The organism is Streptomyces sp. NPDC051913, assembly GCF_044593635.1.
Lineage (GTDB): Bacteria > Actinomycetota > Actinomycetes > Streptomycetales > Streptomycetaceae > Streptomyces.
This window is the reverse complement of sequence record NZ_JBIUCI010000004.1, coordinates 462,643-482,121: the sequence shown is the minus strand read 5'-3', so window position 1 is coordinate 482,121 and position 19,479 is coordinate 462,643. Positions and strand designations below refer to the sequence as shown.

Genomic DNA, 19,479 nt, shown 5'->3' with positions numbered 1-19,479 from the left:
GTATCGGGCCCTCGGCACCGCCTGGCACGCTCCCCTCATGGATCACTCCGAGGTGCTGCTCATCGGCGGACGGGCCGGGGTCGGGAAGACGACCGTGGGCTGGGAGGTGTCGGCGCGGTTGCGGGGCGCGGAGGTCGCGCACGCCGTGATCGACGGGGACTTCATGGGGGCGGTGCACCCCGCGCCCGCCGACGATCCGCACCGGAGCCTCGTCGCCGAGCGCAACCTCACCGCGGTATGGGCGAATTACGCCGGGCTCGGATATCGGCGGCTCGTCTACACGAACACCGTGTCCGTCCTCGACGAGGCCACCGGCATGTGGCGGCGGGTCATGGGGGACGACGTACGGATCGTACGCGTGCTTCTCACCGCGAGCGACGAGACGGCCGGACAGCGGCTGGCCGGGCGGGAGTTGGGGTCCGAGTTGGAGCAGGAGCTGCTCGGCAGCGCCCGCAAGGCTCGGCTGCTGGACGCGCGTGCGCCCGCCGACACCCTGCGGGTGGTGACCGACGGGCGCACGGTGATCGACATCGCGGCCGAGGTGGTGGCCTCGACCGGATGGGCCGCGGCGAGGGTCAGCTGACGTTGAGCGCCGTGTCGTCGATGACGAACGACGTCTGGAGCGTGGAGCCCTCCGTGCCGGTGAACTTGAGGGTCACGGTCTGCCCCGCGTAGCTCGCCAGGCTGAAGCTGCGCTGGGTGTAGCCGCTCGCGGCGTTGAGGTTGGAGTAGGTGGCCAGGGTGCCGAGGACCGTGCCCGAGCTGTTGAGCACCTGCACCTTGAGGGTGTCGTAGGCGGTGCTGGTGGTGGTCTCGGCGGTGTCGACGTGCAGATAGAAGCTGAGCGTGGCGGTGGTGCAGGCCGACGGGATGGTCACCGACTGCGCGAGGGTGTCGGTGCGGGCGGAGCCGTAGCCGTCCAGCCAGGCGTAGTACGAGCCCGAACGGGCCGACTGACTGCTGGAGTTGGTGATCACACCGCTGCTGGCGCTCCAGGTGGTGCTGCCCGACTCGAAGCCGTTGTTGCCCAGAAGCTGGGCCGCGGTGCAGGTGGAGCCGCCGCCACCGCCGCCGCTGCTGCTTCCGCCGGCGAGCCATTCGGTGGCGTTGAGGGCGAGGGCGGCGTTGGTGGCGCCGGAGTCGTTCCAGCCGTCGTAGAGCGTGTTGCCGGACTGGCCCGTGTCGTCGTCGATGGGTGAGCTGTCACCCCAGAAGGCGACCCGGCCGCTGCCGAAGGTGCTGGTGGCGAAGAACGCGCCGGTGTTGCCGGAGTATCCCGTGCGGTAGAGCAGGCCCTTGACCGAGGAGTTGTCGGCGGGCTTGAGCGTGGCCGTCGTACCGCTCGCGATCAGGCTCTTGGTGACCGTGCCGAAGGAGCCGTGCAGGACCGCGTTCGTGCTGTCGCTGATGGCGCTCGGGTAGTCGGAGCTGATGCTGAGCGAGTCGATGGAGAAGCCGAACGGGTCGGTGGAGTCGACGCTGTTGTCGGTCATCAGGTCGTTGAGGATCTCGACCGCGTCCTCACCGTCGTTGTTGCGGTCGGCGCCGGTGTGGTCGGAGATCATGAACAGACCGCCGCCGTTCTTCACGAAGTTCATGATCGCCGTCTTCTCGGCGGTCGTGAACAGCGTGTTCGGCTCCGGCAGCACGAGCGTGTCGAAGTTGGCCAGGTCCTGGGCGCCGGAGCCGCCGTAGGTGAGGCTGGAGCCGGACGGCAGTGTCTTCAGGCTGTAGTCGCCGGTCTTCTGGAGCGCGACGCCCCAGGAGGAGATCGCGCCGGTCCAGTCGGTCTCGGCGGACGGTGAGGCGTCCTGGCCCAGCGGGTCGGGCTGGCTGGTGGAGATGATCCAGTCGGCGTTGCCGGCCGTCTCGGCGTGGGCGTTGTCGAACAGGACGCGGTGGGGGGTGGCCGCGGCGGCCGGGGTCACGGTGGCCACCTGGACGGCGGCGCCCGTGGCCAGCAGGCCGAACACGGTGACGGCGGTGGTGAGTCTGTGGCGGGACCTGGGCAGCTGGAGCATCCGGCTTACCTCCGTGTGGGGTTGGGGCAGAAGCGGGTGCGGGGCCGGGCTACACGCGTAGACACAGGGCAGTTCTGCGCGCGTAGAACTGCGGTCGCACGACTGCCTGCGACCGTTGATTTGAAAGGTACATGGCAGCCGTGGCACTGAACAGACGTCACTTCGAACACTGGGCCAACGCTTGACCCGGCGTTGGCCGTTGGTTGAAACGGCACGGACTGTCCCCGGCTCCCGGGGGCATTCGAACGAGTGCGGGGGCCTTGAGAGGAGGGGCTGAGATGGAGATCTCAGGAGTCATCAGCGCCATAGTGATCGGCATCGTCATCGGCATACTGGGCCGGCTCGTGATCCCGGGCCGGCAGCGCATCGGCATCCTGCTGACCATCCTCGTCGGCATCGTGGCCGCCCTGCTGGGCTCGGCGATCGCGGCGGGGCTGGACGTGGCCGACACCGACGGCGTGGACTGGATCGAGTGGCTCATCCAGATCGGCCTCGCCGCGGTCGGCGTCGCCGCCCTGGACCGGACGAGGGCCCGCCACTGACCGGAGGCGAACGGTCGATAACTCGTTGCGGACACGGTCGGGCGGCAGCTAGCTTCGGCTGGCTCGCCGCCCGAGCCGGACGGGGACGGACGTCCGTCGTCCCGTGCAGGGCTCAGGCGGGCTCGCCGCCCGAACCCGACCGTGACGGAGTTCCGTTGACCCTGCGTATCGTCCCGCTGGCCGACCCCGCCTCCGGTGCGTCGAGCCGCCGTCTGGCCTGGCTCGCCTCCGCCGCCGACGGGGCACCGGTCGGGTCCGCCTTCCTACGGCTGTTCACGAAGGAGGGCCAGGAGCACCTCGCGGAGCTGGAGATCGCCGTGCACGCCACCGAGCGACGGCAAGGTGTCGGCACCCGGCTGCTGGACGCCGCGGTCGCCGTGGCCCGGGACGAGGGGCGACGGTCAGTGATCGCCCAGGCCGAACAGGGCTCCGCCGCCGACGAGTTCCTCGCCGCGCGAGGTTTTCGCCGGGTGCTGGCTCTCACGTACGCCAGGCTCACGCTCAAGGACGTCGACCTCGCCGCCATCACCGAACCGCCGCGTCCCGGCTATGAGTTGACCGAGTGGGACGGCACCGTCCCCGCCGAACTGGCCCAGTCCTACGCCGACTCGCGCCGGGCCATGGACGACATGCCCATGGAGGGCACCGACTACGGCACGGTGGTCTGGGACGTGGAGCGCGTGGTCGCCGCCGCCGCGGCCGTCGCCCGGCGTGGGGACCTGCTGCACACCGTCGCCGCCGTGGACGTCACCGACGGAACGATCGTCGGCTTCTCCGAGCTGGTCGTGCCGGGCGACGGGCTCGGCGACGGCCAGCACTACGGAACCGCCGTCCTGCCGGAACACCGTGGCCGCGGACTGGCCCGCTGGATGAAGGCGGCGTCCGTCCGCCGGGCCCGGGAGCGGCACCCGGATCTCGCCGGCCTGCTCACCGACACCGCGGACAGCAACGCACCCATGCTCGCCGTCAACGCGGCCCTCGGATACGTGCCCACGCACCAGGCGGTGGAGTACCAGCTGGACCTCTGAGTCAGCGCCGGCCCGCCCGCATCGCGGCGAGACCCTCGCGGGCCGACGGGTACACCGGCGTCCAGCCCAGTTCCCGCTCGGCCTTCGCGATGGACACCCGCAGCGTCGACGCCATGATGGCGTGCGCGTAGGACATCGGCCGCATCGTCCACAGCGGTACGTTCATCGGCTTCGGCACCCCGAACTCCTCGGCCACGGCGAGGAGATGGGCCCGGAACCCGAGGGGCGTGCGGTCGGCGACGTTGTACGCCTGGCCGGGGCGGCCGTGCTCGACGGCGGCGGCCATCGCCCGGCCCGCGTCACCCAGCTCGATCCAGGGCACTACGTGGCCGTGGTCCGCGGGGGCGGGCAGTTGCCGCTTGCGCAGCATGGGCAGCAGGTTCTCGGTGCCGCCGGGGCCGTAGAAGGCGCCGTAGCGCAGGGCCACGCCGTCGAGGCCGGGGGCGTCGAAGGTCAGCTGCTCCTTGGTGCGCATGCCGGCCAGGTGCCGTTCGAACTCCGGGTTCGTGCCGCGCGGGCCGAAGGTGTCGTCCTCGGTGAGTTCCCGGTCGCCGTGGTCGCCGTAGCCGTAGCCGAAGACCATCGACTCCGCGACGAAGCGGCGGGCGCCGGTGGCCTGCGCGGCCTCGATCAGATGGGCGGTGCCCTCGATGCGCAGGGCGTTGGTGGCGTACATGTCGCGGTGGCGCAGGGGCGCCTTGCTCAGGGCCGTCACCGCGTGGATCACCGTGTCGAAGTGGTGGCCGTCGACGGCGCGGAGCACGGCGTCGCGGTCCATGAGGTCGGCCCGCACCCCGTTGTCCCGGCCGCGGCCGAGCCCGGTGACCTTGTGGCCCGCCTCGGTGAGCGCGTGGGTGATGTGCCGGCCGAGGACACCGCCGGCGCCCGCGAGGAGGATGCTCTGGCTCCGGCCGCTGTGGTCGCTCTGGTTCGTCGTCATGTCTCTGCGACGGATCGGGGCGGCGCGGATGTGACATCCCCGCTCATGTGCGCTGGGTCACGGCGTGTAGAGGTAGGGCGTGGTGGTCGTCAGGGGCTCGAAGCCGAGGCGCTCCAGGATGGGGCGGCTGGTGCTCATGGCGTCGACCTGGAGGTAGCGGTAGCCGCGCTCCACGGCCTCGCGGGCCCGTACGGCGACCAGGGCGCGGTAGATGCCGCGCCCGCGCCAGGCCTCGACGGTGCCGCCGCCCCACAGCCCGGCAAACCGGGTGCCGGGCACCAGCTCCATCCGGGCGGCGCTGACGGGCGTGTCCCCGGCCAGGGCGACGACGGCGACCACGGTGTCCGGGTCGGCGGTGAGCTGGGCGAGCAGCTGGTGACGCAGCCGGGTGCCGTCGGTGCCGAAGGCGGCCTCGTGCACGTCGGCCACGAGGTCGACGCCCGCCCGGTCGGTGACCGGCAGGATCCGGATGCCCTCGGGTGGCTCGGCGTCCAGGGTGAGGTCGTTGACCTCGCCGATCATCAGGGTCTCCTCGGGCTGCGGGGTGAACCCGGCCGTGCGGAGCCGCTGCCCGAGGTCCACGGGCAGGTCGTGCCCGTAGAGCTTCCATTCGAACGCGTGGCCGAGCCCGGTGAAATAGGCGATCTGTTCGGCGATGGCCGCGTCGGCGCCGCCGTCGTCGAGATCGGACCAGACCACGCCGTTCCAGCCCTGCGCGGTGGAGACCTGCCGGACCACCTTCCCCGACCGCTCGATCCGGGACTCCGGGCTGTCCGGCTGTGCACCCTCGCGCATGTCCCGGTCGTACAGGGCGAGCACCGCGGCATGATCCATGGGTTCACTCCAGCACCAGGAGGCACCCGGGGCAACACCTTTACGGGCCATGATGGTGCGGGTGCGTCACCGGGACGCCCGGTCGAGGAGGGCCGTACGCCATGGTCGTGAAGGACGGGGAGCTGGCGTTTCTGCGCCGCTGCGTGGAGCTGGCCGCCGAGGCGCTGGAGGCCGGCGACGAGCCGTTCGGGTCGGTGCTCGTGGGCGGGGACGGGGCGGTGCTCGCGGAGGATCACAACCGGGTGGCCTCCGGGGACCGCACCCGGCATCCCGAGTTCGAACTGGCGCGCTGGTCCGCGGCCCATATGACGCCCGAGGAGCGGGCGGCGGCCACCGTGTACACCTCCGGCGAGCACTGCCCGATGTGCGCGGCCGCGCATGCCTGGGTGGGCCTCGGCCGCATCGTGTACGTGGCCTCCACCGAGCAACTGGTCGGCTGGCTGACGGAGTTGGGCGTTCCCTCGGCGCCGGTGCGGCCCCTGCCGGTGCGGGAGGTGGCGCCGGACGTGGTGGTGGACGGGCCGGTGCCCGAGCTGGCGGAGGAGGTGCACGCGCTGCACCGCCGCTTCCACCTTCGGTGACGCCCCGGCGCCTCGGGATGCAGCCGTACGGGTGAGCTGCCTACGATCGGTAAGGATCCCGGACCAGGTAGGACGGCCCGGTCTCCTCCACCGGGGGAGGCGCTTGCCTTTGCTGCCGGCACACCGGCTGATGACGGCCTACACCATGGCGGTCGCCGTCGCCACCACCGTCTATCTGACGGTTCCCAGCGCGCGCACGCCGCTGTGGGCCGTCATCGGGCTCGGCGGTGTCGCGGCCGTACTCACCGGTAGCCGTTTGAACCGTCCCGAGCACCGCTGGCCCTGGTGGGTGCTCGCCGCCGGTCTGCTGACCTTCATCGCGGGCGACACGTACTACAACGTGCTGGAGGACTACTTCGACGCCTCCAACCCGTTCCCCTCCCCCGCGGACGCCTGCTATCTCGCCACCTATCCACTCTTCGCGATCGGTCTGTCCGGGCTGGTCCGCTACCGGTGGTCGGGGCACGACCTGCCGAGTCTGCTGGACGCCCTGATCCTGACCTGCGGTCTCGCGCTGCCGGTGTGGGTGTATCTGGTGCAGCCGCTCACCGAGGTGGAGGGGCTGACCTGGGAGCAGCGGGCGATCAGCGTCGCCTACCCCCTCGGTGACGTGCTCGTCCTCGCCCTGCTGGCCCGGCTGCTGACACCGAGCCCGGTCCACGGCCCCAACCGGTCGGTCCAGCTGCTGGTCGTCGGCACCGCCACGCTGCTCAGCTTCGACATCGCGTACGGCTTCCTCCAGCTCAACGCGATGTGGGAGACCGGCACCCTGCTGGACACCGGGTGGATCGTCTTCTACACGGCGTGGGGTCTGGCCGCGCTGCATCCCTCGATGGTGGAGCTGTCCTCGGCCGTACCGCAGAAGGTGTCGCTGCTCCCCCGGCCGCGCCGCCTGGTCGTGCTGGCCGTGGCCACGCTCATCGCGCCGGGCATCCTCCTCTACGAGGGCCTGAGCGGCTCGCCTCACCACGCCTCCGTCATCGCCGCCTTCTCCAGCGTGCTGTTCCTGCTGGTCATCCTGCGTCTCGCGGGCATCGTCGTGGTCCACCGCAAGGCCGTGGCGCGGGAACTGGCGCTGCGCCGGGCGGGGGCCTCGCTGGTCTCGGCGGTCCGGCAGGAGGAGGTCGCCCGGTCCTGCGAGACGGCCGTCGACACCCTGCTCGGCCCCGCGGTCCGGCACCGCACCGTGCTGCTGCCGGCCGAGCGGGCCGCGGAGTTCGTACCCGGCGGCAGCCGCATGGTGGCCCGCGGCGAGCTCGCCCCCGACGTCGCCGTAGGCTTCGCGGGCCTGCCCGCCGTCCTGGCCTGCCCGATGACGCCGCCCGACCGTCCGGCCGCGCAGATCCCGGGGGTCCTGCTGGTCGCGGGGCCGCCCCAGCCGCTGCACGAGACCCGCGCCTCGCTGGAGATCCTCGCCTCGCACGCGGGCCTGGCCGTCGAGCGGGTCGCGCTGCGCCAGGAAATCATCCGCCGGGAGAGCGAGGCCTACTTCCGCACCCTCGTGCACAACGCCTCCGACGTCATCCTGATCGTCGAGGACGACAACACCGTCCGGTACGCCAGCCCGTCCGCCGCCTCCGTCTTCGGCGGCACGGAACTCGTCGGGGCGTCCCTGCCCGACCTGGTCGATCCCCGCGACCGCAACCGCGCGGCCCGGGAGCTCCAGGGCGTGCGCGTGGGCGGCCCGCGGGCCGCCCACGACCACTGGTGGGTGCGGCACCGGGAGGGCCGGGTCGAGGTGGAGGTGCGGTGCAGCGACTTCCGGGACGAGCGCACCGTCGCCGGCCTCGTGGTCACCCTGCGGGACGTCACCGAGCAGCGGCGCCTGGAGCACGAACTGACCCAGCGGGCCTTCCACGACTCCCTCACCGGCCTGCCCAACCGGACGCTGCTCCTGGAGCGCGTCGAGCGGGCCCTGCTGCGCGGCCGCCGCGAGTCCTCCCTGACCTGTCTGCTCTTCATCGACCTCGACGACTTCAAGCAGGTCAACGACACTCTCGGGCACTCCGCGGGCGACCATCTGCTGATGGCCGTCGGCAGCCGGCTGGCCAAGGCGCTGCGGCGCACCGACACGGCGGCCCGCCTGGGCGGCGACGAGTTCGCCGTGCTGATGGAGGACGCCCGCGAGCCGCTGGACGCGGAGCTGCTCGCCGCACAGGTGATCCAGACGCTGACCCGGCCGTTCGTGCTGGGCGAGGAGTCGGTGACGGTGTCCGCGAGCGTCGGGGTGGCCACGGCCCGGGACAGCACGGACGCGGAGGAGCTGCTCGGCCACGCGGACCTCGCGCTGTACGCGGCGAAGGCGGCGGGCAAGCGGCAGTGGCGGCGTTTCCAGCCGCTGCTGCACACGCGCATGGTCGAGCGGCACGATCTGCAGAGCCGGCTCGCCCAGGCGGTCGAGGGGAAGGAATTCGCGCTGCGCTACCAGCCCGTCGTGGACATCACCGCGGGCGAGGTGGTCGGCTTCGAGGCGCTGGTGCGCTGGCCCTCTCCGCGCCGCCGGCCGGTGTCGCCGGAGCAGTTCATCTCGCTGGCCGAGGAGACCGGGCACATCGCGGTGCTGGGCTCCTGGGTGCTGGAGAACGCGGTCCAGGACATCGCGGCGCTGCAGAAGCTGCCGGCGCCGGGCGAGCCGCCGTACGTCAGTGTCAACGTCTCGGCCCGGCAGTTCCGCGACGCCGGTTTCGTCGACCAGGTCGGCGAGGCGCTCAGGACGCCGGGACTGGCACCGGGATCGCTGCAACTGGAGCTCACCGAGACGTTGTTGCTGCGCCACGACATCCAGATCCAGGGCGTGCTGCAGGCGCTCAAGGAGCTGGGCGTGCACATCGCCGTGGACGACTTCGGCACCGGTTTCTCCTCGCTGCGCTATCTGCGGGACTTCCCGATCGACGTACTGAAGATCGACAAGACGTTCATCGACGACATCACGCACGACCCCCAGCAGGTCGCCCTGGTGGAGGGCATCGTGCGCATCGCCGACACCCTCGGGATGCAGGTGATCGCGGAGGGGATCGAGGAGCCCGGGCAGCGGGACCTGCTGCTGGGCATGGGGTGCCGGTTCGGTCAGGGCTATCTGTTCGCCCGGCCGATGACGGTGCAGCAGAGCGAGCGGGTGCTGCGGGAGCGGGACGGGGTGCGGCGCGCGACGGTCACCGACGGAGCCCCCGCCCCCCACAGGGCGCCGGTGCGCGGCGAGCGGGCGGTGCGCTGGGCCGACCTGGAGCATCTGCGGCGCACCAGCCTCATGACCGACGCCGTCCTCGACGAGGTACGGGGCCGGCACATCCGCAGCCGCGGCCACTGGCTGATCGACTTCGCCTCCTGCAACTACCTGGGCTTCGACTGGGACCCGGAGATCTCGGCGCGGATCGAGCCCATGGTGCGCCGCTGGGGGACCCACCCGAGCTGGTCGCGGCTCATCGGCAGCCCTCGGCCGTATCCGGAGATCGAGGAGCGGCTGGCCGAACTCCTGGGCGCGCCCGACACGTTGCTGCTGCCGACGCTGACGCTCATCCACTCCTCGGTGATCCCGGTCCTCGCCGACGGCGGTCATGTCTTCGTCGAGGCGACCGCGCACCGGACCGTCTACGACGGGTGTGTCGTCGCCCGCGGCCAGGGCGCCACCCTGCGCCGCTTCCACGCCGAACGCCCCGAGGAACTGGACGGTTTGCTGGCCGCGGTGCCCGGCAGCGGGCCCCGCCTGGTCTGCCTGGACGGCGTCAACAGCATGAGCGGCAACGTGCCCGACCTGCCCGCCCTGGCGGCGGTGTGCCGGGCCCGGGGCGCGACGCTCTACATCGACGACGCGCACGGGTTCGGGGTGATCGGGGAGCGCGTCCCCGACGAGTCCTGCCCGTACGGTGCGCGCGGCAACGGTGTGGTGCGGCACACCGGGGAGTCGTACGACGGGATCGTGCTCGCCGCCGGTTTCTCCAAGGCGTACTCGTCGCTGCTGGCGTTCCTCGCCCTGCCGACGGAGCTGAAGGGCCGGCTGAAGACGGCCGCCGCCCCCTACCTCTACTCCGGCCCGTCACCGACCGCGTCCCTCGCGACCGTGCTCGCCGGTCTGGACGTCAACGAGCGTCGCGGTGACGACATCCGGGCCGAGTTGTACCGCAAGACGGTCCGGGTCCTCGACCATCTCGACGACCTGGAGGTGCGCACCCTCAACACGGACCGGCTGCCGATCCTGGAGATTCCGCTGGCGGACCCCTCCGACCTCGACGCGGTCGGCGCGTTCCTGTGGGAGGAGGGCATCTATGTCACGCTCGCGGCGTATCCCCTCGTACCGCGTGACCGGGTGGGCTTCCGGGTCCAGATCACGGCTCTCAACTCCGACGAGGACATCGAGCGGCTCACCGCGACCCTGTCACGGCTGGCCGCGCGGTTCCGGCTGCGGTCCAAGGAGTGAGGAGTGAGGAGTTGATGGCGACGCACAACGACGACGTGGACTGGGACCGCTGGCCGGTCGCCGACTACCTCGCGGAGAACTACCGCGAGCTGCACCCCGCGGACGCGGCGGTCATCGCGCACCACTCGGCGTTCTACCGCCGGTTCGCACCGGGCGAGGTCTCACGGTCGGTGGAGTTCGGGGCGGGCCCCAACCTCTACCCGCTGATCCTCGCGTCGGCCGCGAGCCGTCGGATCGAGGCCGTGGAGGCGGGGGCCGGCAACATCGCCTATCTGGAGCGGCAGATCCTGTGCGGGCCCGAGGCGAGCTGGCTGCCCTTCCACGCCCTGTGCCGGCGACTGAACCCCGAACTGCCCTCGACGCTGGCCAGGTCGCTGGCGCGGGTGCACGTCGTCCATCAGGACGTCCGTGACCTCGAACGGGGCGGGTACGGGCTCGCGTCCATGCACTTCGTCGCGGAGGGCGCCACCGAGGACCGCGCGGAGTTCACGGAGTTCTGCCGGGCGTTCGTACGCTGTGTGGCGCCGGGCGGGCATCTGGTGGCGGCGTTCATGGAGAACATGCCGACGTACCGGATCGGGCCGGCGTCGAGGTGGCCGGGGTGCCCTGTGGAGCCCGAGACGGTGAGGTCCGTTTTCGCCCCGCTCACCAGTGAGTTGACGGTCCATCACATCGACTCCGATCCGACGCTGCCGGATTACGGGGACTCGGGGATGGTCCTGCTGACAGCCACCGTGGCGCCTTCGTGAACACGGCGGAGGCCCCGCCGGTCGCCATTCCGGCAGGGTCTTCCGTCGTCCTGGAAAGCGCTGCGTTCAGCGCTGCGCCCCGGGGCGGAAGCGCCGGTACAGCGCCGCTCCGCCGAGCAGCAGCGCGGCGCTGCCCGCCGCGGCCGGGACGGTGAGGTCGCTGCCGGTGTGGGCGAGGGAGGCCACGGGCTGCCGGGGTCCGGGCTGGGGGCTCTTCGGGCCCGGGTGTGCCTCGGGCGGGGCGGCCGGCTTCGGGGCCGGGTGCGCCGGGGTCTTCGGGGGCCGGCCGCCTGAGGTGTTGCCGGAGGTGTTGCCCGTGGCCGGGTTGCCGACGCCGACCACGTTCACGCCGTTGCCGGTGACGTTCACGGGGAGGTGGACGGGGAGCTGGACCCCGTTTCCGGAGATCACCCCGGGCGAGTCCTTCTCGTCGCCCCGGGCCGCGGCGCCCGCCGGTGCGGAGGAGCCTGCCCCGCCCTCGTTGACGCAGCTGTTGCCCGCCGCCGGGTTGAGGAGCCCGACCACGTTCACGGTGTTGCCGCACACGTTGACCGGCACGTGCACCGGCAGCTGGATCGTGTTGCCGGAGATCACCCCGGGAGAGTCGGCCGCGGCACCGTCCGCCGACGAGTCGGCGAACGCAGGCATCGACACAGCCATGGCGCCGGACAGCGCGGCGACGGCGATCACACCGTTTCGGGTAACCCGTTTCATAGGTTCCCTGCCTTCCAGACATGGGTCGCGGGCGGTCACCCGCACCGGATAAAACGCAGACGAACCATCCGAGTTATGGCTTATCGGCCTTTCACCCCATCGAGCGGCACGGTTGTCGAACTAGCCGTAAAGCCGTCGAATACGCATGGAGGGGCGCAGGGTAAGGCACTTCATATGATCCCGCCCGCCGGGAGGCGACCCTCCAGGGGGCCGCTTATCGTGATCCTGGGTGCCGTTCCCCGGTCCGCTGTGGGCGCCCCTGGAGGCATTGATGCTGGCCAAGCTGTGTACGCGGCCCCGGGTCAGGCGCTGCGCCCTCACCTCTGCGGTCGGACTGGCACTGCTGGGTGCGGCGCTGCCGACGGCCGCACACCGCGACGAGGACAAGCCGGATCTGTCGCGGTTCTACGACCAGAAGGTCACGTGGTCCAAGTGCGAGGGGCTGGAGGCGCCCAAGGACCTGCGCTGCGGCAAGGTCACCGTGCCCCTCGACTACTCCCGGCCCACGTCCGGCACGCTGGAGCTGGCCCTGGCCCGCTATCGGGCGACCGGAGAGTCACGAGGGTCGGTGCTGCTCAACTTCGGCGGCCCCGGTGGCGCGGGGGTCAGTGAACTCGCGGCCGGGGGCGATGAGTTCATGGGGCTGACCAAGGGCTACGACGTGGTGTCCTTCGATCCGCGCGGCGTCGGCCGGTCCTCACCGGTCAGTTGCGGGGACGGCACCGAGGACGCGCTGCTGGCGTTGGACGACGGCTCCGAGGTGAGCGACGATCCCCGGGCCGTGCTGGGCCGGTTGAGGAAGGCCGCCACCGCGTGCGCCGAGCACTCCGGCCCCGTCCTCCCCCACATCGGCACCGTGAACGCGGCCCGGGACCTCGACGTGATGCGCGAGGCGCTCGGCGACAAGAAGCTCAACTACCTGGGGTTCTCCTACGGAACGCGCCTCGGCGCCGTGTACGCGGCCCAGTTCCCGAAGAAGGTGGGCCGGTTGGTGCTCGACGGCGTGGACACGCTGACCGAGCCCATGACCGAGCAGGCGCTCGTGGGCGCCGAGGGCCAGCAGAAGGCGCTGGACGACTTCATCGACTGGTGCGCCGACGACATCGCCTGTCCCTTCGGCCAGGACACCCGCTCCGCCCGGGAGCAGGTCGTACGGCTGGTCGACTCGCTGGACGAGGACCCGGTGCCGACCGACTGGGGCGAGGCCTTCTCCGGCCAGGACCTCGTGGGCGCCCTCTCGCAGGCCCTCTACAGCAGGGAGCTGTGGCCCTCCCTGGAGCGGGCCGTCGCCCAGCTCGTCGAGGACGGTGACACGCGGGGTGTGCTCAGCTTCTCGGGCGGCGGCTACGCGCTGCCGGGCCGGGCGGACGGCGACGGGGAGAAGGACGGCGAGCTCGCCGACGAGGAGGACGTCCCGCTGGACAACCTGCCGGCGGCGCTGATGGCGATCAACTGCGCCGACGACCCGGACCGCCCCACCGCCGACGCGATCACCCGGAATCTCGGCCGGCTGCGCGCCGAGTACGAGGAGGCCTCCCCCGTCTTCGGCCGCTACCGCCTCACCGAGGTGCTGATGTGCTACGGCCGTCCCAAGGGCACCGACTACATCCGCGAGGACGTTCGGGACGTCGACGGCCCGAAGATGCTCCTCGTCGGCACCCGCGGCGACCCGGCGACTCCCTACCGGTGGACCGTGGAGACCGCGAAGCGCCTGGGCGACGCGGCCGTGGTGCTCGACAACAAGGGCGACGGCCACACCGGGTACGGCTCCTCGAAGTGCGTCCAGCGCAAGGTCGACACCTTCCTGCTCTACGGCACCCTGCCCCCCAGCGGCAGCTCCTGCGGCTCGGAGGAGGACGACCGTTGATCCCCCTGACCGCCCTCACCCTGACCGCCGCCCTGTTCACGGCCGCTCCGGCGAGCGCCGACGCCTCCCCCGTCTGCCCGGAGCGCAGGCTCACGCTGCGGGCGCAGGCGTCGGCGACCGACCCCGGTGTGGTGCGCGTCAGCGTCACCCACCACGGCGCTCGCGCCTGCACGGTGGCCCGCATCCCCACCGTGACCTTCCAGGACCTCGACGGCTCGGCCCAGCCGGTGCCCGCGGGCCCCACCGGGCGCTATCGGCTCGCGCCGGACGACACGGCGTACGCGACCGTCCGTACGGTCGCCGACCCGGCCGACGCCCAGGCCCGCCGGGTGGACGCGCTGGCCGTCTCCGCGGACCCCTCCCACTGGGGCCGCGCCTTCACGGCGGCCGGGCTCGGGACCGGGGACACGATCCAGGTGTGGGAGCCCGTGACGAGCTGGTGGCAGCCATCGGCGACCGCCGCCGACAGGGCTCTCGGCGTCCGGTGAACCCGTCCGCCCTTCAGCTTTCGCCGTCTGCCGCGACCTGCGTTTGACTCGTGGTGTGCGTCGCTTCCTGTTGCTGGTGACCGTCATCCTCGGTGCGGCCGGGGCCCTGGCCCTGTCCCTCGCCCTGTCTCCCTGGTGGTGGTGTGCGGCGGGGCCGCTGCTCGCCCTGTCCGCGGTCGGCGCCTGGGATCTCGTGCAGGCCCGCCACTCGGTACTGCGGAACTACCCCCTGCTCGGGCATCTGCGCTTCCTGTTGGAGACGCTGCGGCCGGAGATGCAGCAGTACTTCGTCGAGCGGAACTTCGACGGCCGGCCCTTCGACCGCGATGTGCGCAGCATCGTGTACGAGCGCGCCAAGGGCGTCGACGCCGAGGAGCCGTTCGGCACCGAGCGGGACGTGTACGTGGACGGCTACGAGTTCCTGGTGCCGTCGATGCGGCCGGTCCGGGTGCCGCAGGAGGTGCCGACGGTACGGGTCGGCGGGCCGGACTGCCGGGTGCCGTACGACATGGCGCTGCTGAACGTCTCCGCGATGAGCTTCGGCTCGCTCTCCTCGCACGCGATCCTCGCCCTCAACCGGGGTGCCGCGCTCGGGGGTTTCGCGCACGACACCGGCGAGGGCGGCCTGTCCGAGTACCACCTGCGGGGCGGCGGCGATCTCATCTGGGAGATCGGGACCGGGTACTTCGGCTGCCGTACACCCGAAGGCCGTTTCGACGGGCGGGAGTTCGCGGACAAGGCGGCGCTGCCCGAGGTGAAGTGCGTGTCGCTGAAGCTCTCCCAGGGCGCCAAGCCGGGGATCGGCGGAGTGCTGCCGGGCGCCAAGGTGAATGCCGAGATCGCGCGGGCCAGGGATGTGCCGGAGGGCGAGACGGTGGTGTCGCCGCCGTACCACCAGGTGTTCGGCACACCGCGCGAGCTGGTCAGGTTCATCGCTCTGATGCGGGAGCTGGCGGGTGGCAAGCCGACCGGGTTCAAGCTGTGCGTGGGGTCGCGGCGGCAGTTCCTGGCCGTGTGCAAGGCGATGCTCGCGGAGGGGGTGACGCCCGACTTCATCGTGGTGGACGGCGCCGAGGGCGGCACGGGCGCGGCGCCGCTGGAGTTCGCCGACCATCTCGGGATGCCACTCACCGAAGGGCTGGTCACCGTGCGCAACGCCCTGGTCGGCACCGGCCTCAAGGACCGGGTGCGGATCGGCGCGAGCGGCAAGGTGGCCACCGGCACGGACATCGTCAAGCGGCTGATCCAGGGCGCCGACTACACGAACGCGGCCCGGGCCATGATGTTCGCGGTCGGCTGCATCCAGGCCCAGCGCTGTCACACCAACACCTGCCCCGTCGGCGTGACGACCCAGGACCCACGCCGGGTCCGCGCGCTGGACGTGGCCGACAAGTCGGCACGCGTGCACCGGTTCCAGCGGGCGACCGTCAAGAGCGCGGTGCAGATCATGGCCGCGATGGGGGTGAGCGATCCTCGCGAACTGACCACCGGGATGCTGGTGCGGCGCCTCGATCCGACGACGATCGCCCCGTACGCCGACCTCTACGAGTGGCTCGCCCCGGGCGAGCTGCTGCGGGAGCCGCCCGCCTCCTGGGACGCGGACTGGCGGGCGGCGGACCCGGACTCGTTCGTCTGAAGCGTCGGCCTGGATCGTTGCCCCGAGCGGTCAGCCTTCCCAGTGCGCGAGACGCTCCAGAGCACCGGCCGTCGCCATGAAACCGTCGTCGCCGAGCAGGCCGCGCAGCTCGGCGTTGAAGCGGTCGATCGCGGGCTGGGCGGCGATCAGCGCCGCGGCTCCGGACTCGGTCAGTTCCAGGACCACGGCCCGGTGCTCGCGCGGGTGCGCCGACTTGTCGAGGAGCCCCGCGGCGGTGAGCCGGGCGACGAGCGCGGTGACGGCCGACTCGCGCAGTCCGAGCGTGCGGGCGAGCTGCTGCTGGCTCAGGCCCGGCTCGTCGCGCACCGCGAACAGCGCGCCGATCTGGGCCGTGGTGACCCCGGCGGCGGCCAGGCAGCGCCGGTCCGCGGAGGTGCGCAGCCGGTGCGCGGACCGCTGGAGCAGAAAGTAGAAGCGCTGATCGGGCTCGGCGGGCATGGGGCGATGTTGACAGAGGACACCGGTTCGCGCCACTCTCACTTCACTGATGAAGTGAGAGTGGCGGGGTGAGCGGCACGATGGATCTGGAACTGGCCGGGAAGGTCCTCGCGGAACAGCCCTTCAGCAGGCTGCTGGGCGCGCGGGTGACGGCCTTCGGAAACGGCGAGGCGACCCTGGAACTGGACATCCGCGAGGAACTGCTCCAGCAGTACGGTTTCGTCCACGGCGGCGTGCTCTCCTACGCGGCCGACAACACCCTCACGCTCGCCGCGGCGACCGTCGTGGGTCCGGGCCTGATCACGTCCGGGTTCACCATCGACTATCTGCGTCCGGCGACGGGCACGGTCCTGCGCGCGCACGCCGAGGTGGTGCGGGCCGGCCGCACCCGGGTCGTGACCCGCTGCGACGTCCTCACGGTCGACGACGCCGGCGCGGAGATCCTGTGCGCGGTGGCGCAGGGGAACATCGCCGTGCTCGAAGGGCCGGGCGAGAAGCGGTAGTTCAGAAGTCCACCGGGTCCCGCACGATCGGGCAGGTCATGCAGTGCCCACCGCCCCGGCCGCGGCCGAGTTCCGCGCCCACGATGGTGACGACCTCGATGCCGGCCTTGCGCAGCAGCGTGTTGGTCTGGGTGTTGCGGTCGTAGGTGAAGACCACGCCGGGTTCCAGGGCGACCGCGTTGTTGCCGCTGTCCCACTGCTGGCGCTCGGAGGCGTAGACGTCGCCGCCGGTCTCCACGACCCGCAGCCCGGGCAGGCCGAGCGCCTTGGCGACGACGTCGACGAACGGCGTCGAGCCCTCGTCGATCAGCTCGATACCGGGCGCCTTGTCGCTGGGCCGCAGGGAGAAGGTGTGGACGCCGTCCATGATGCTCGGGTAGAGGGTGACCAGGTCGCGGTCGGCGAAGGTGAAGACGGTGTCGAGGTGCATGGCGGAGCGCAGCTTCGGCATGCCCGCGACGATCACATGCTCGGCGGCGCCGTTCTTGAACAGGGCCGCGGCCACCTGTGTGATGGCCTGGCGTGAGGTGCGCTCACTCATGCCCATCAGGACGACTCCGTTGCCGACCGGCATGATGTCGCCGCCCTCGAACGTGGCCTGCCCCCAGTCGAGTTCGGGGTCGCCCCACCAGACGGTGGAGCCCACGTAGTCCGGGTGGAAGCTGTAGACCGCCTTCATCAGCAGCGTCTCGTCGTGCCGGGCGGGCCAGTACAGCGGGTTGAGCGTGAGGCCGCCGTAGAGCCAGCACGTGGTGTCGCGGGTGTAGAGGGTGTTGGGCAGCGGCGGCATCAAGTACTCGCGTACGCCGGTGGATTCACGGGCGAGTTCGAGATAGCCGGAGCGGAAGTCGTCGGGGAGGTCGGTGGTGGCGAGGCCGCCGATCAGGTACTTGGCGAGGCGTTCGGGTTCGAGGGACTCCAGGTACGCGCGCGTCCGGTCGACGAGGCCGAGGCCGACCTCGTTGGCGACGATCTTCCGGTCGAGGAGCCAGTCCCGGGCGCCCGGCACCGCCATCGTCTGGGCCAGCAGATCGTGCAACTCGACGACCTCGACGTCCCGTTCGCGCAGCTTGTTGACGAAGTCGGCGTGGTCGCGCTGGGCGTTCTCCACCCACATGACGTCGTCGAAGAGCAGGTCGTCGGAGTTGGTGGGGGTGAGTCTGCGATGGGCGAGCCCGGGGGCGCAGACCAGCACCTTGCGGAGTCTGCCGACCTCGGAGTGGACGCCGTACGCGGGACGGGTGTCTTGACTACTGGTCACGGTGCACCTTCCGGGGCTTCACAGGCTGATCCAGCCCACTGCCAGGGCCACGACACCGAGGACCGCGCCGGCCACCGACGCGGCGAGGATGACCAACTCGCGCGGTGCGAACAGGCGCCGGCCCTGCTCCTTGCGGGCCATCACGAACAGCACGGTGGCGGGGGCGTAGATGATGAAGGAGACGAGGACGAACTTGAGGCCCGCCGCGTAGATGAGGAACGCGGTGTAGACGGTGGCGAGCGAGGCGATCGCCAACTGCCCCCGCGGTCCGCCCCAGCCGATCTTCACGGCGAAGGCCGCGGCCAGCAGGAACGGGATCAGCGTCAGGGCGCTGGTCAGGTCGAGGGCGAAGTTGAAGGCGTCGTCGGAGAACAGGGTGACGACGAGGACGATCTGGCTGAGCACCGTGGACATCACGAGCGCCGGCACGGGCACGTCGGCGGCCGTGGCGCGCTTGAGGAAGCGCGGCATGTCGTCGTCCTTGGCGGCCACGTAGAGCACCTCGGCCGCCATCAACGTCCAGGCCAGATAGGCGCCGAGGACGGAGACGATCAGGCCGACGCTGACGAAGACCTTGCCCCAGGTGCCGACCGCGTGCTCCAGCACCTCGGCCATGGAGGGCTGGCGCAGTTCGGCGATCTCGGCCATCGGCATGATGCCGTACGACACGATCGTGACCGACGCGAAGATCGCGAAGACGCTGACGAAACCGAGGATCGTGGCCCGGCCGACGTCCTCGCGGCGCCGTGCGTGCCGGGAGTAGACGCTCGCGCCCTCGACGCCGAGGAACACGAACACCGTGGCCAGCATGGTGCCCTTGACCTGGTTGAAGAGGGAGCCGGCGTAGTCCGCGCCGGCGAAGTTGTCGGCGAAGACGCTCGGCTTGAGACAGAAGAGCGCGAGGATGACGAAGACGATGATCGGTACGACCTTGGCGACCGTGACGATCCGGTTGATCGCCGCCGCCTCCTTCACCCCGCGGCTGATCAGCGCGAAGAACAGCCACAGGCCCACCGAGGAGAGCACCACCGCGAGCACGGTGTCGCCGTCGCCGAGCGCGGGCGCGATCGCGCCGATCGTCGACATGATCAGCACCCAGTACGTCACGTTGCCGACGCAGGCGCTCGCCCAGTAGCCGAACGCCGAGAAGAAGCCCAGGTATTCACCGAAACCAGCCTTGGCGTACGCGTACACACCCGCGTCGAGATCGGGCCGGCGCACGGCGAGTGTCTGGAAGACGAAGGCGAGCATCAGCATGCCGGTGCCGGCCACCGCCCAGGCGATGAGCGCACCGGCCACACCGGTCTCCTGCGCGAACCTGCGCGGCAGGGAGAACACACCGGCGCCGACCATCGAGCCGACCACCATGGTGGTGAGCGTCGGCAGGGACAGCTTCGCGGCGGGCGGCGACTGGGTCTTGGTGTCGGCCTGGGTCATGGGCG

General features: G+C 71.3%; 17 protein-coding genes. 10 read left to right on the top strand and 7 right to left on the bottom strand.

Features of this window, described 5'->3' with window-relative positions; translation table 11 throughout:
- Window positions 1-37 precede the first annotated feature (37 nt).
- On the top strand, window positions 38-583 hold the full coding sequence (locus ACIHIX_RS14730) for a hypothetical protein (protein WP_399954867.1): 546 nt from the start codon (window positions 38-40) through the stop codon (window positions 581-583).
- On the opposite strand, the gene ACIHIX_RS14725 is transcribed toward ACIHIX_RS14730, so the two are convergent.
- A complete protein-coding gene (locus tag ACIHIX_RS14725) occupies window positions 576-2,021 on the bottom strand; it encodes a hydrolase (RefSeq protein WP_399954864.1) in 1,446 nt (481 codons plus the stop codon). The genes ACIHIX_RS14730 and ACIHIX_RS14725 overlap by 8 nt on opposite strands.
- Window positions 2,022-2,299: 278 nt before the next feature.
- Here ACIHIX_RS14725 and ACIHIX_RS14720 point away from each other — a divergent pair, with 278 nt between their 5' ends.
- Together ACIHIX_RS14720 and ACIHIX_RS14715 are read left to right on the top strand one after the other, a co-directional pair.
- A complete protein-coding gene (locus tag ACIHIX_RS14720) occupies window positions 2,300-2,563 on the top strand; it encodes a GlsB/YeaQ/YmgE family stress response membrane protein (RefSeq protein WP_399954862.1) in 264 nt (87 codons plus the stop codon).
- Window positions 2,564-2,718: 155 nt separating this feature from the next.
- A complete protein-coding gene (locus tag ACIHIX_RS14715; protein WP_399954859.1) occupies window positions 2,719-3,591 on the top strand; it encodes a GNAT family N-acetyltransferase in 873 nt (290 codons plus the stop codon).
- A gap of 1 nt (window position 3,592) precedes the next feature.
- On the opposite strand, the gene ACIHIX_RS14710 is transcribed toward ACIHIX_RS14715, so the two are convergent.
- Together ACIHIX_RS14710 and ACIHIX_RS14705 are read right to left on the bottom strand one after the other, a co-directional pair.
- On the bottom strand, window positions 3,593-4,531 hold the full coding sequence (locus tag ACIHIX_RS14710; RefSeq protein ID WP_399954856.1) for an NAD-dependent epimerase/dehydratase family protein: 939 nt from the start codon (window positions 4,529-4,531) through the stop codon (window positions 3,593-3,595).
- 57 nt (window positions 4,532-4,588) lie between these two features.
- Entirely contained in the window at window positions 4,589-5,365 is a 777-nt protein-coding gene (locus tag ACIHIX_RS14705) for a GNAT family N-acetyltransferase (RefSeq protein ID WP_399954853.1), read from the bottom strand.
- Between the two features lie 101 nt (window positions 5,366-5,466).
- Between ACIHIX_RS14705 and ACIHIX_RS14700 the strand changes: the two genes are divergently transcribed.
- From ACIHIX_RS14700 to ACIHIX_RS14690, 3 genes are all read left to right on the top strand, one after another.
- Window positions 5,467-5,946, top strand: coding sequence for a nucleoside deaminase (locus ACIHIX_RS14700; RefSeq protein WP_399954850.1), 480 nt, complete (start codon window positions 5,467-5,469; stop codon window positions 5,944-5,946).
- Window positions 5,947-6,076: 130 nt separating this feature from the next.
- Entirely contained in the window at window positions 6,077-10,360 is a 4,284-nt protein-coding gene (locus tag ACIHIX_RS14695; RefSeq protein WP_399955611.1) for an aminotransferase class I/II-fold pyridoxal phosphate-dependent enzyme, read from the top strand.
- Between the two features lie 14 nt (window positions 10,361-10,374).
- Entirely contained in the window at window positions 10,375-11,109 is a 735-nt protein-coding gene (locus tag ACIHIX_RS14690) for a class I SAM-dependent methyltransferase (protein ID WP_399954847.1), read from the top strand.
- 66 nt (window positions 11,110-11,175) lie between these two features.
- Here ACIHIX_RS14690 and ACIHIX_RS14685 read toward each other — a convergent pair whose 3' ends face one another.
- The gene (locus tag ACIHIX_RS14685; RefSeq protein ID WP_399954845.1) at window positions 11,176-11,823 is read right to left on the bottom strand and encodes a chaplin family protein; all 648 of its coding nucleotides are present in this window, start codon (window positions 11,821-11,823) and stop codon (window positions 11,176-11,178) included.
- 271 nt (window positions 11,824-12,094) lie between these two features.
- Between ACIHIX_RS14685 and ACIHIX_RS14680 the strand changes: the two genes are divergently transcribed.
- The 3 genes from ACIHIX_RS14680 to ACIHIX_RS14670 all read left to right on the top strand — a co-directional run bounded on the left by ACIHIX_RS14680 (window position 12,095) and on the right by ACIHIX_RS14670 (window position 15,814).
- A complete protein-coding gene (locus ACIHIX_RS14680) occupies window positions 12,095-13,690 on the top strand; it encodes an alpha/beta hydrolase (RefSeq protein WP_399955608.1) in 1,596 nt (531 codons plus the stop codon).
- Window positions 13,687-14,178: a DUF4232 domain-containing protein gene (locus tag ACIHIX_RS14675; protein ID WP_399954842.1), complete on the top strand. Its 492-nt coding sequence runs from the start codon at window positions 13,687-13,689 to the stop codon at window positions 14,176-14,178. Before ACIHIX_RS14680 ends, ACIHIX_RS14675 begins: the two co-directional genes overlap by 4 nt.
- 76 nt (window positions 14,179-14,254) lie before the next feature.
- Window positions 14,255-15,814 carry an FMN-binding glutamate synthase family protein gene (locus ACIHIX_RS14670; RefSeq protein ID WP_399955606.1) on the top strand — a complete coding sequence of 520 codons (1,560 nt, stop codon included), beginning with the start codon at window positions 14,255-14,257 and terminating at the stop codon, window positions 15,812-15,814.
- A 30-nt stretch (window positions 15,815-15,844) separates the two neighbouring features.
- Here the strand turns inward: ACIHIX_RS14670 and ACIHIX_RS14665 are convergent, their stop codons facing one another.
- Entirely contained in the window at window positions 15,845-16,273 is a 429-nt protein-coding gene (locus ACIHIX_RS14665) for a MarR family winged helix-turn-helix transcriptional regulator (RefSeq protein ID WP_399954839.1), read from the bottom strand.
- Window positions 16,274-16,353: 80 nt separating this feature from the next.
- Between ACIHIX_RS14665 and ACIHIX_RS14660 the strand changes: the two genes are divergently transcribed.
- Window positions 16,354-16,776 carry a PaaI family thioesterase gene (locus tag ACIHIX_RS14660; RefSeq protein WP_399955603.1) on the top strand — a complete coding sequence of 141 codons (423 nt, stop codon included), beginning with the start codon at window positions 16,354-16,356 and terminating at the stop codon, window positions 16,774-16,776.
- A gap of 1 nt (window position 16,777) precedes the next feature.
- On the opposite strand, the gene ACIHIX_RS14655 is transcribed toward ACIHIX_RS14660, so the two are convergent.
- Complete coding sequence (locus ACIHIX_RS14655) at window positions 16,778-18,037, bottom strand: arginine deiminase (RefSeq protein ID WP_399954832.1); 1,260 nt, start codon at window positions 18,035-18,037, stop codon at window positions 16,778-16,780.
- A gap of 18 nt (window positions 18,038-18,055) precedes the next feature.
- Complete coding sequence (locus tag ACIHIX_RS14650; protein WP_399954830.1) at window positions 18,056-19,474, bottom strand: basic amino acid/polyamine antiporter; 1,419 nt, start codon at window positions 19,472-19,474, stop codon at window positions 18,056-18,058.
- Window positions 19,475-19,479 lie beyond the last annotated feature (5 nt).

What these genes read in the sequence shown, in the direction of transcription:
- ACIHIX_RS14730 (WP_399954867.1), top strand. Translation starts at nt 38, where the DNA reads ATGGATCACTCCGAGGTGCTGCTCATCGGCGGACGGGCCGGGGTCGGG.
- ACIHIX_RS14725 (WP_399954864.1), bottom strand. Translation starts at nt 2,021, where the DNA reads ATGCTCCAGCTGCCCAGGTCCCGCCACAGACTCACCACCGCCGTCACC.
- ACIHIX_RS14720 (WP_399954862.1), top strand. Translation starts at nt 2,300, where the DNA reads ATGGAGATCTCAGGAGTCATCAGCGCCATAGTGATCGGCATCGTCATC.
- ACIHIX_RS14710 (WP_399954856.1), bottom strand. Translation starts at nt 4,531, where the DNA reads ATGACGACGAACCAGAGCGACCACAGCGGCCGGAGCCAGAGCATCCTC.
- ACIHIX_RS14705 (WP_399954853.1), bottom strand. Translation starts at nt 5,365, where the DNA reads ATGGATCATGCCGCGGTGCTCGCCCTGTACGACCGGGACATGCGCGAG.
- ACIHIX_RS14700 (WP_399954850.1), top strand. Translation starts at nt 5,467, where the DNA reads ATGGTCGTGAAGGACGGGGAGCTGGCGTTTCTGCGCCGCTGCGTGGAG.
- ACIHIX_RS14695 (WP_399955611.1), top strand. Translation starts at nt 6,077, where the DNA reads ATGACGGCCTACACCATGGCGGTCGCCGTCGCCACCACCGTCTATCTG.
- ACIHIX_RS14690 (WP_399954847.1), top strand. Translation starts at nt 10,375, where the DNA reads ATGGCGACGCACAACGACGACGTGGACTGGGACCGCTGGCCGGTCGCC.
- ACIHIX_RS14685 (WP_399954845.1), bottom strand. Translation starts at nt 11,823, where the DNA reads ATGAAACGGGTTACCCGAAACGGTGTGATCGCCGTCGCCGCGCTGTCC.
- ACIHIX_RS14680 (WP_399955608.1), top strand. Translation starts at nt 12,095, where the DNA reads ATGCTGGCCAAGCTGTGTACGCGGCCCCGGGTCAGGCGCTGCGCCCTC.
- ACIHIX_RS14665 (WP_399954839.1), bottom strand. Translation starts at nt 16,273, where the DNA reads ATGCCCGCCGAGCCCGATCAGCGCTTCTACTTTCTGCTCCAGCGGTCC.
- ACIHIX_RS14660 (WP_399955603.1), top strand. Translation starts at nt 16,354, where the DNA reads ATGGATCTGGAACTGGCCGGGAAGGTCCTCGCGGAACAGCCCTTCAGC.
- ACIHIX_RS14650 (WP_399954830.1), bottom strand. Translation starts at nt 19,474, where the DNA reads ATGACCCAGGCCGACACCAAGACCCAGTCGCCGCCCGCCGCGAAGCTG.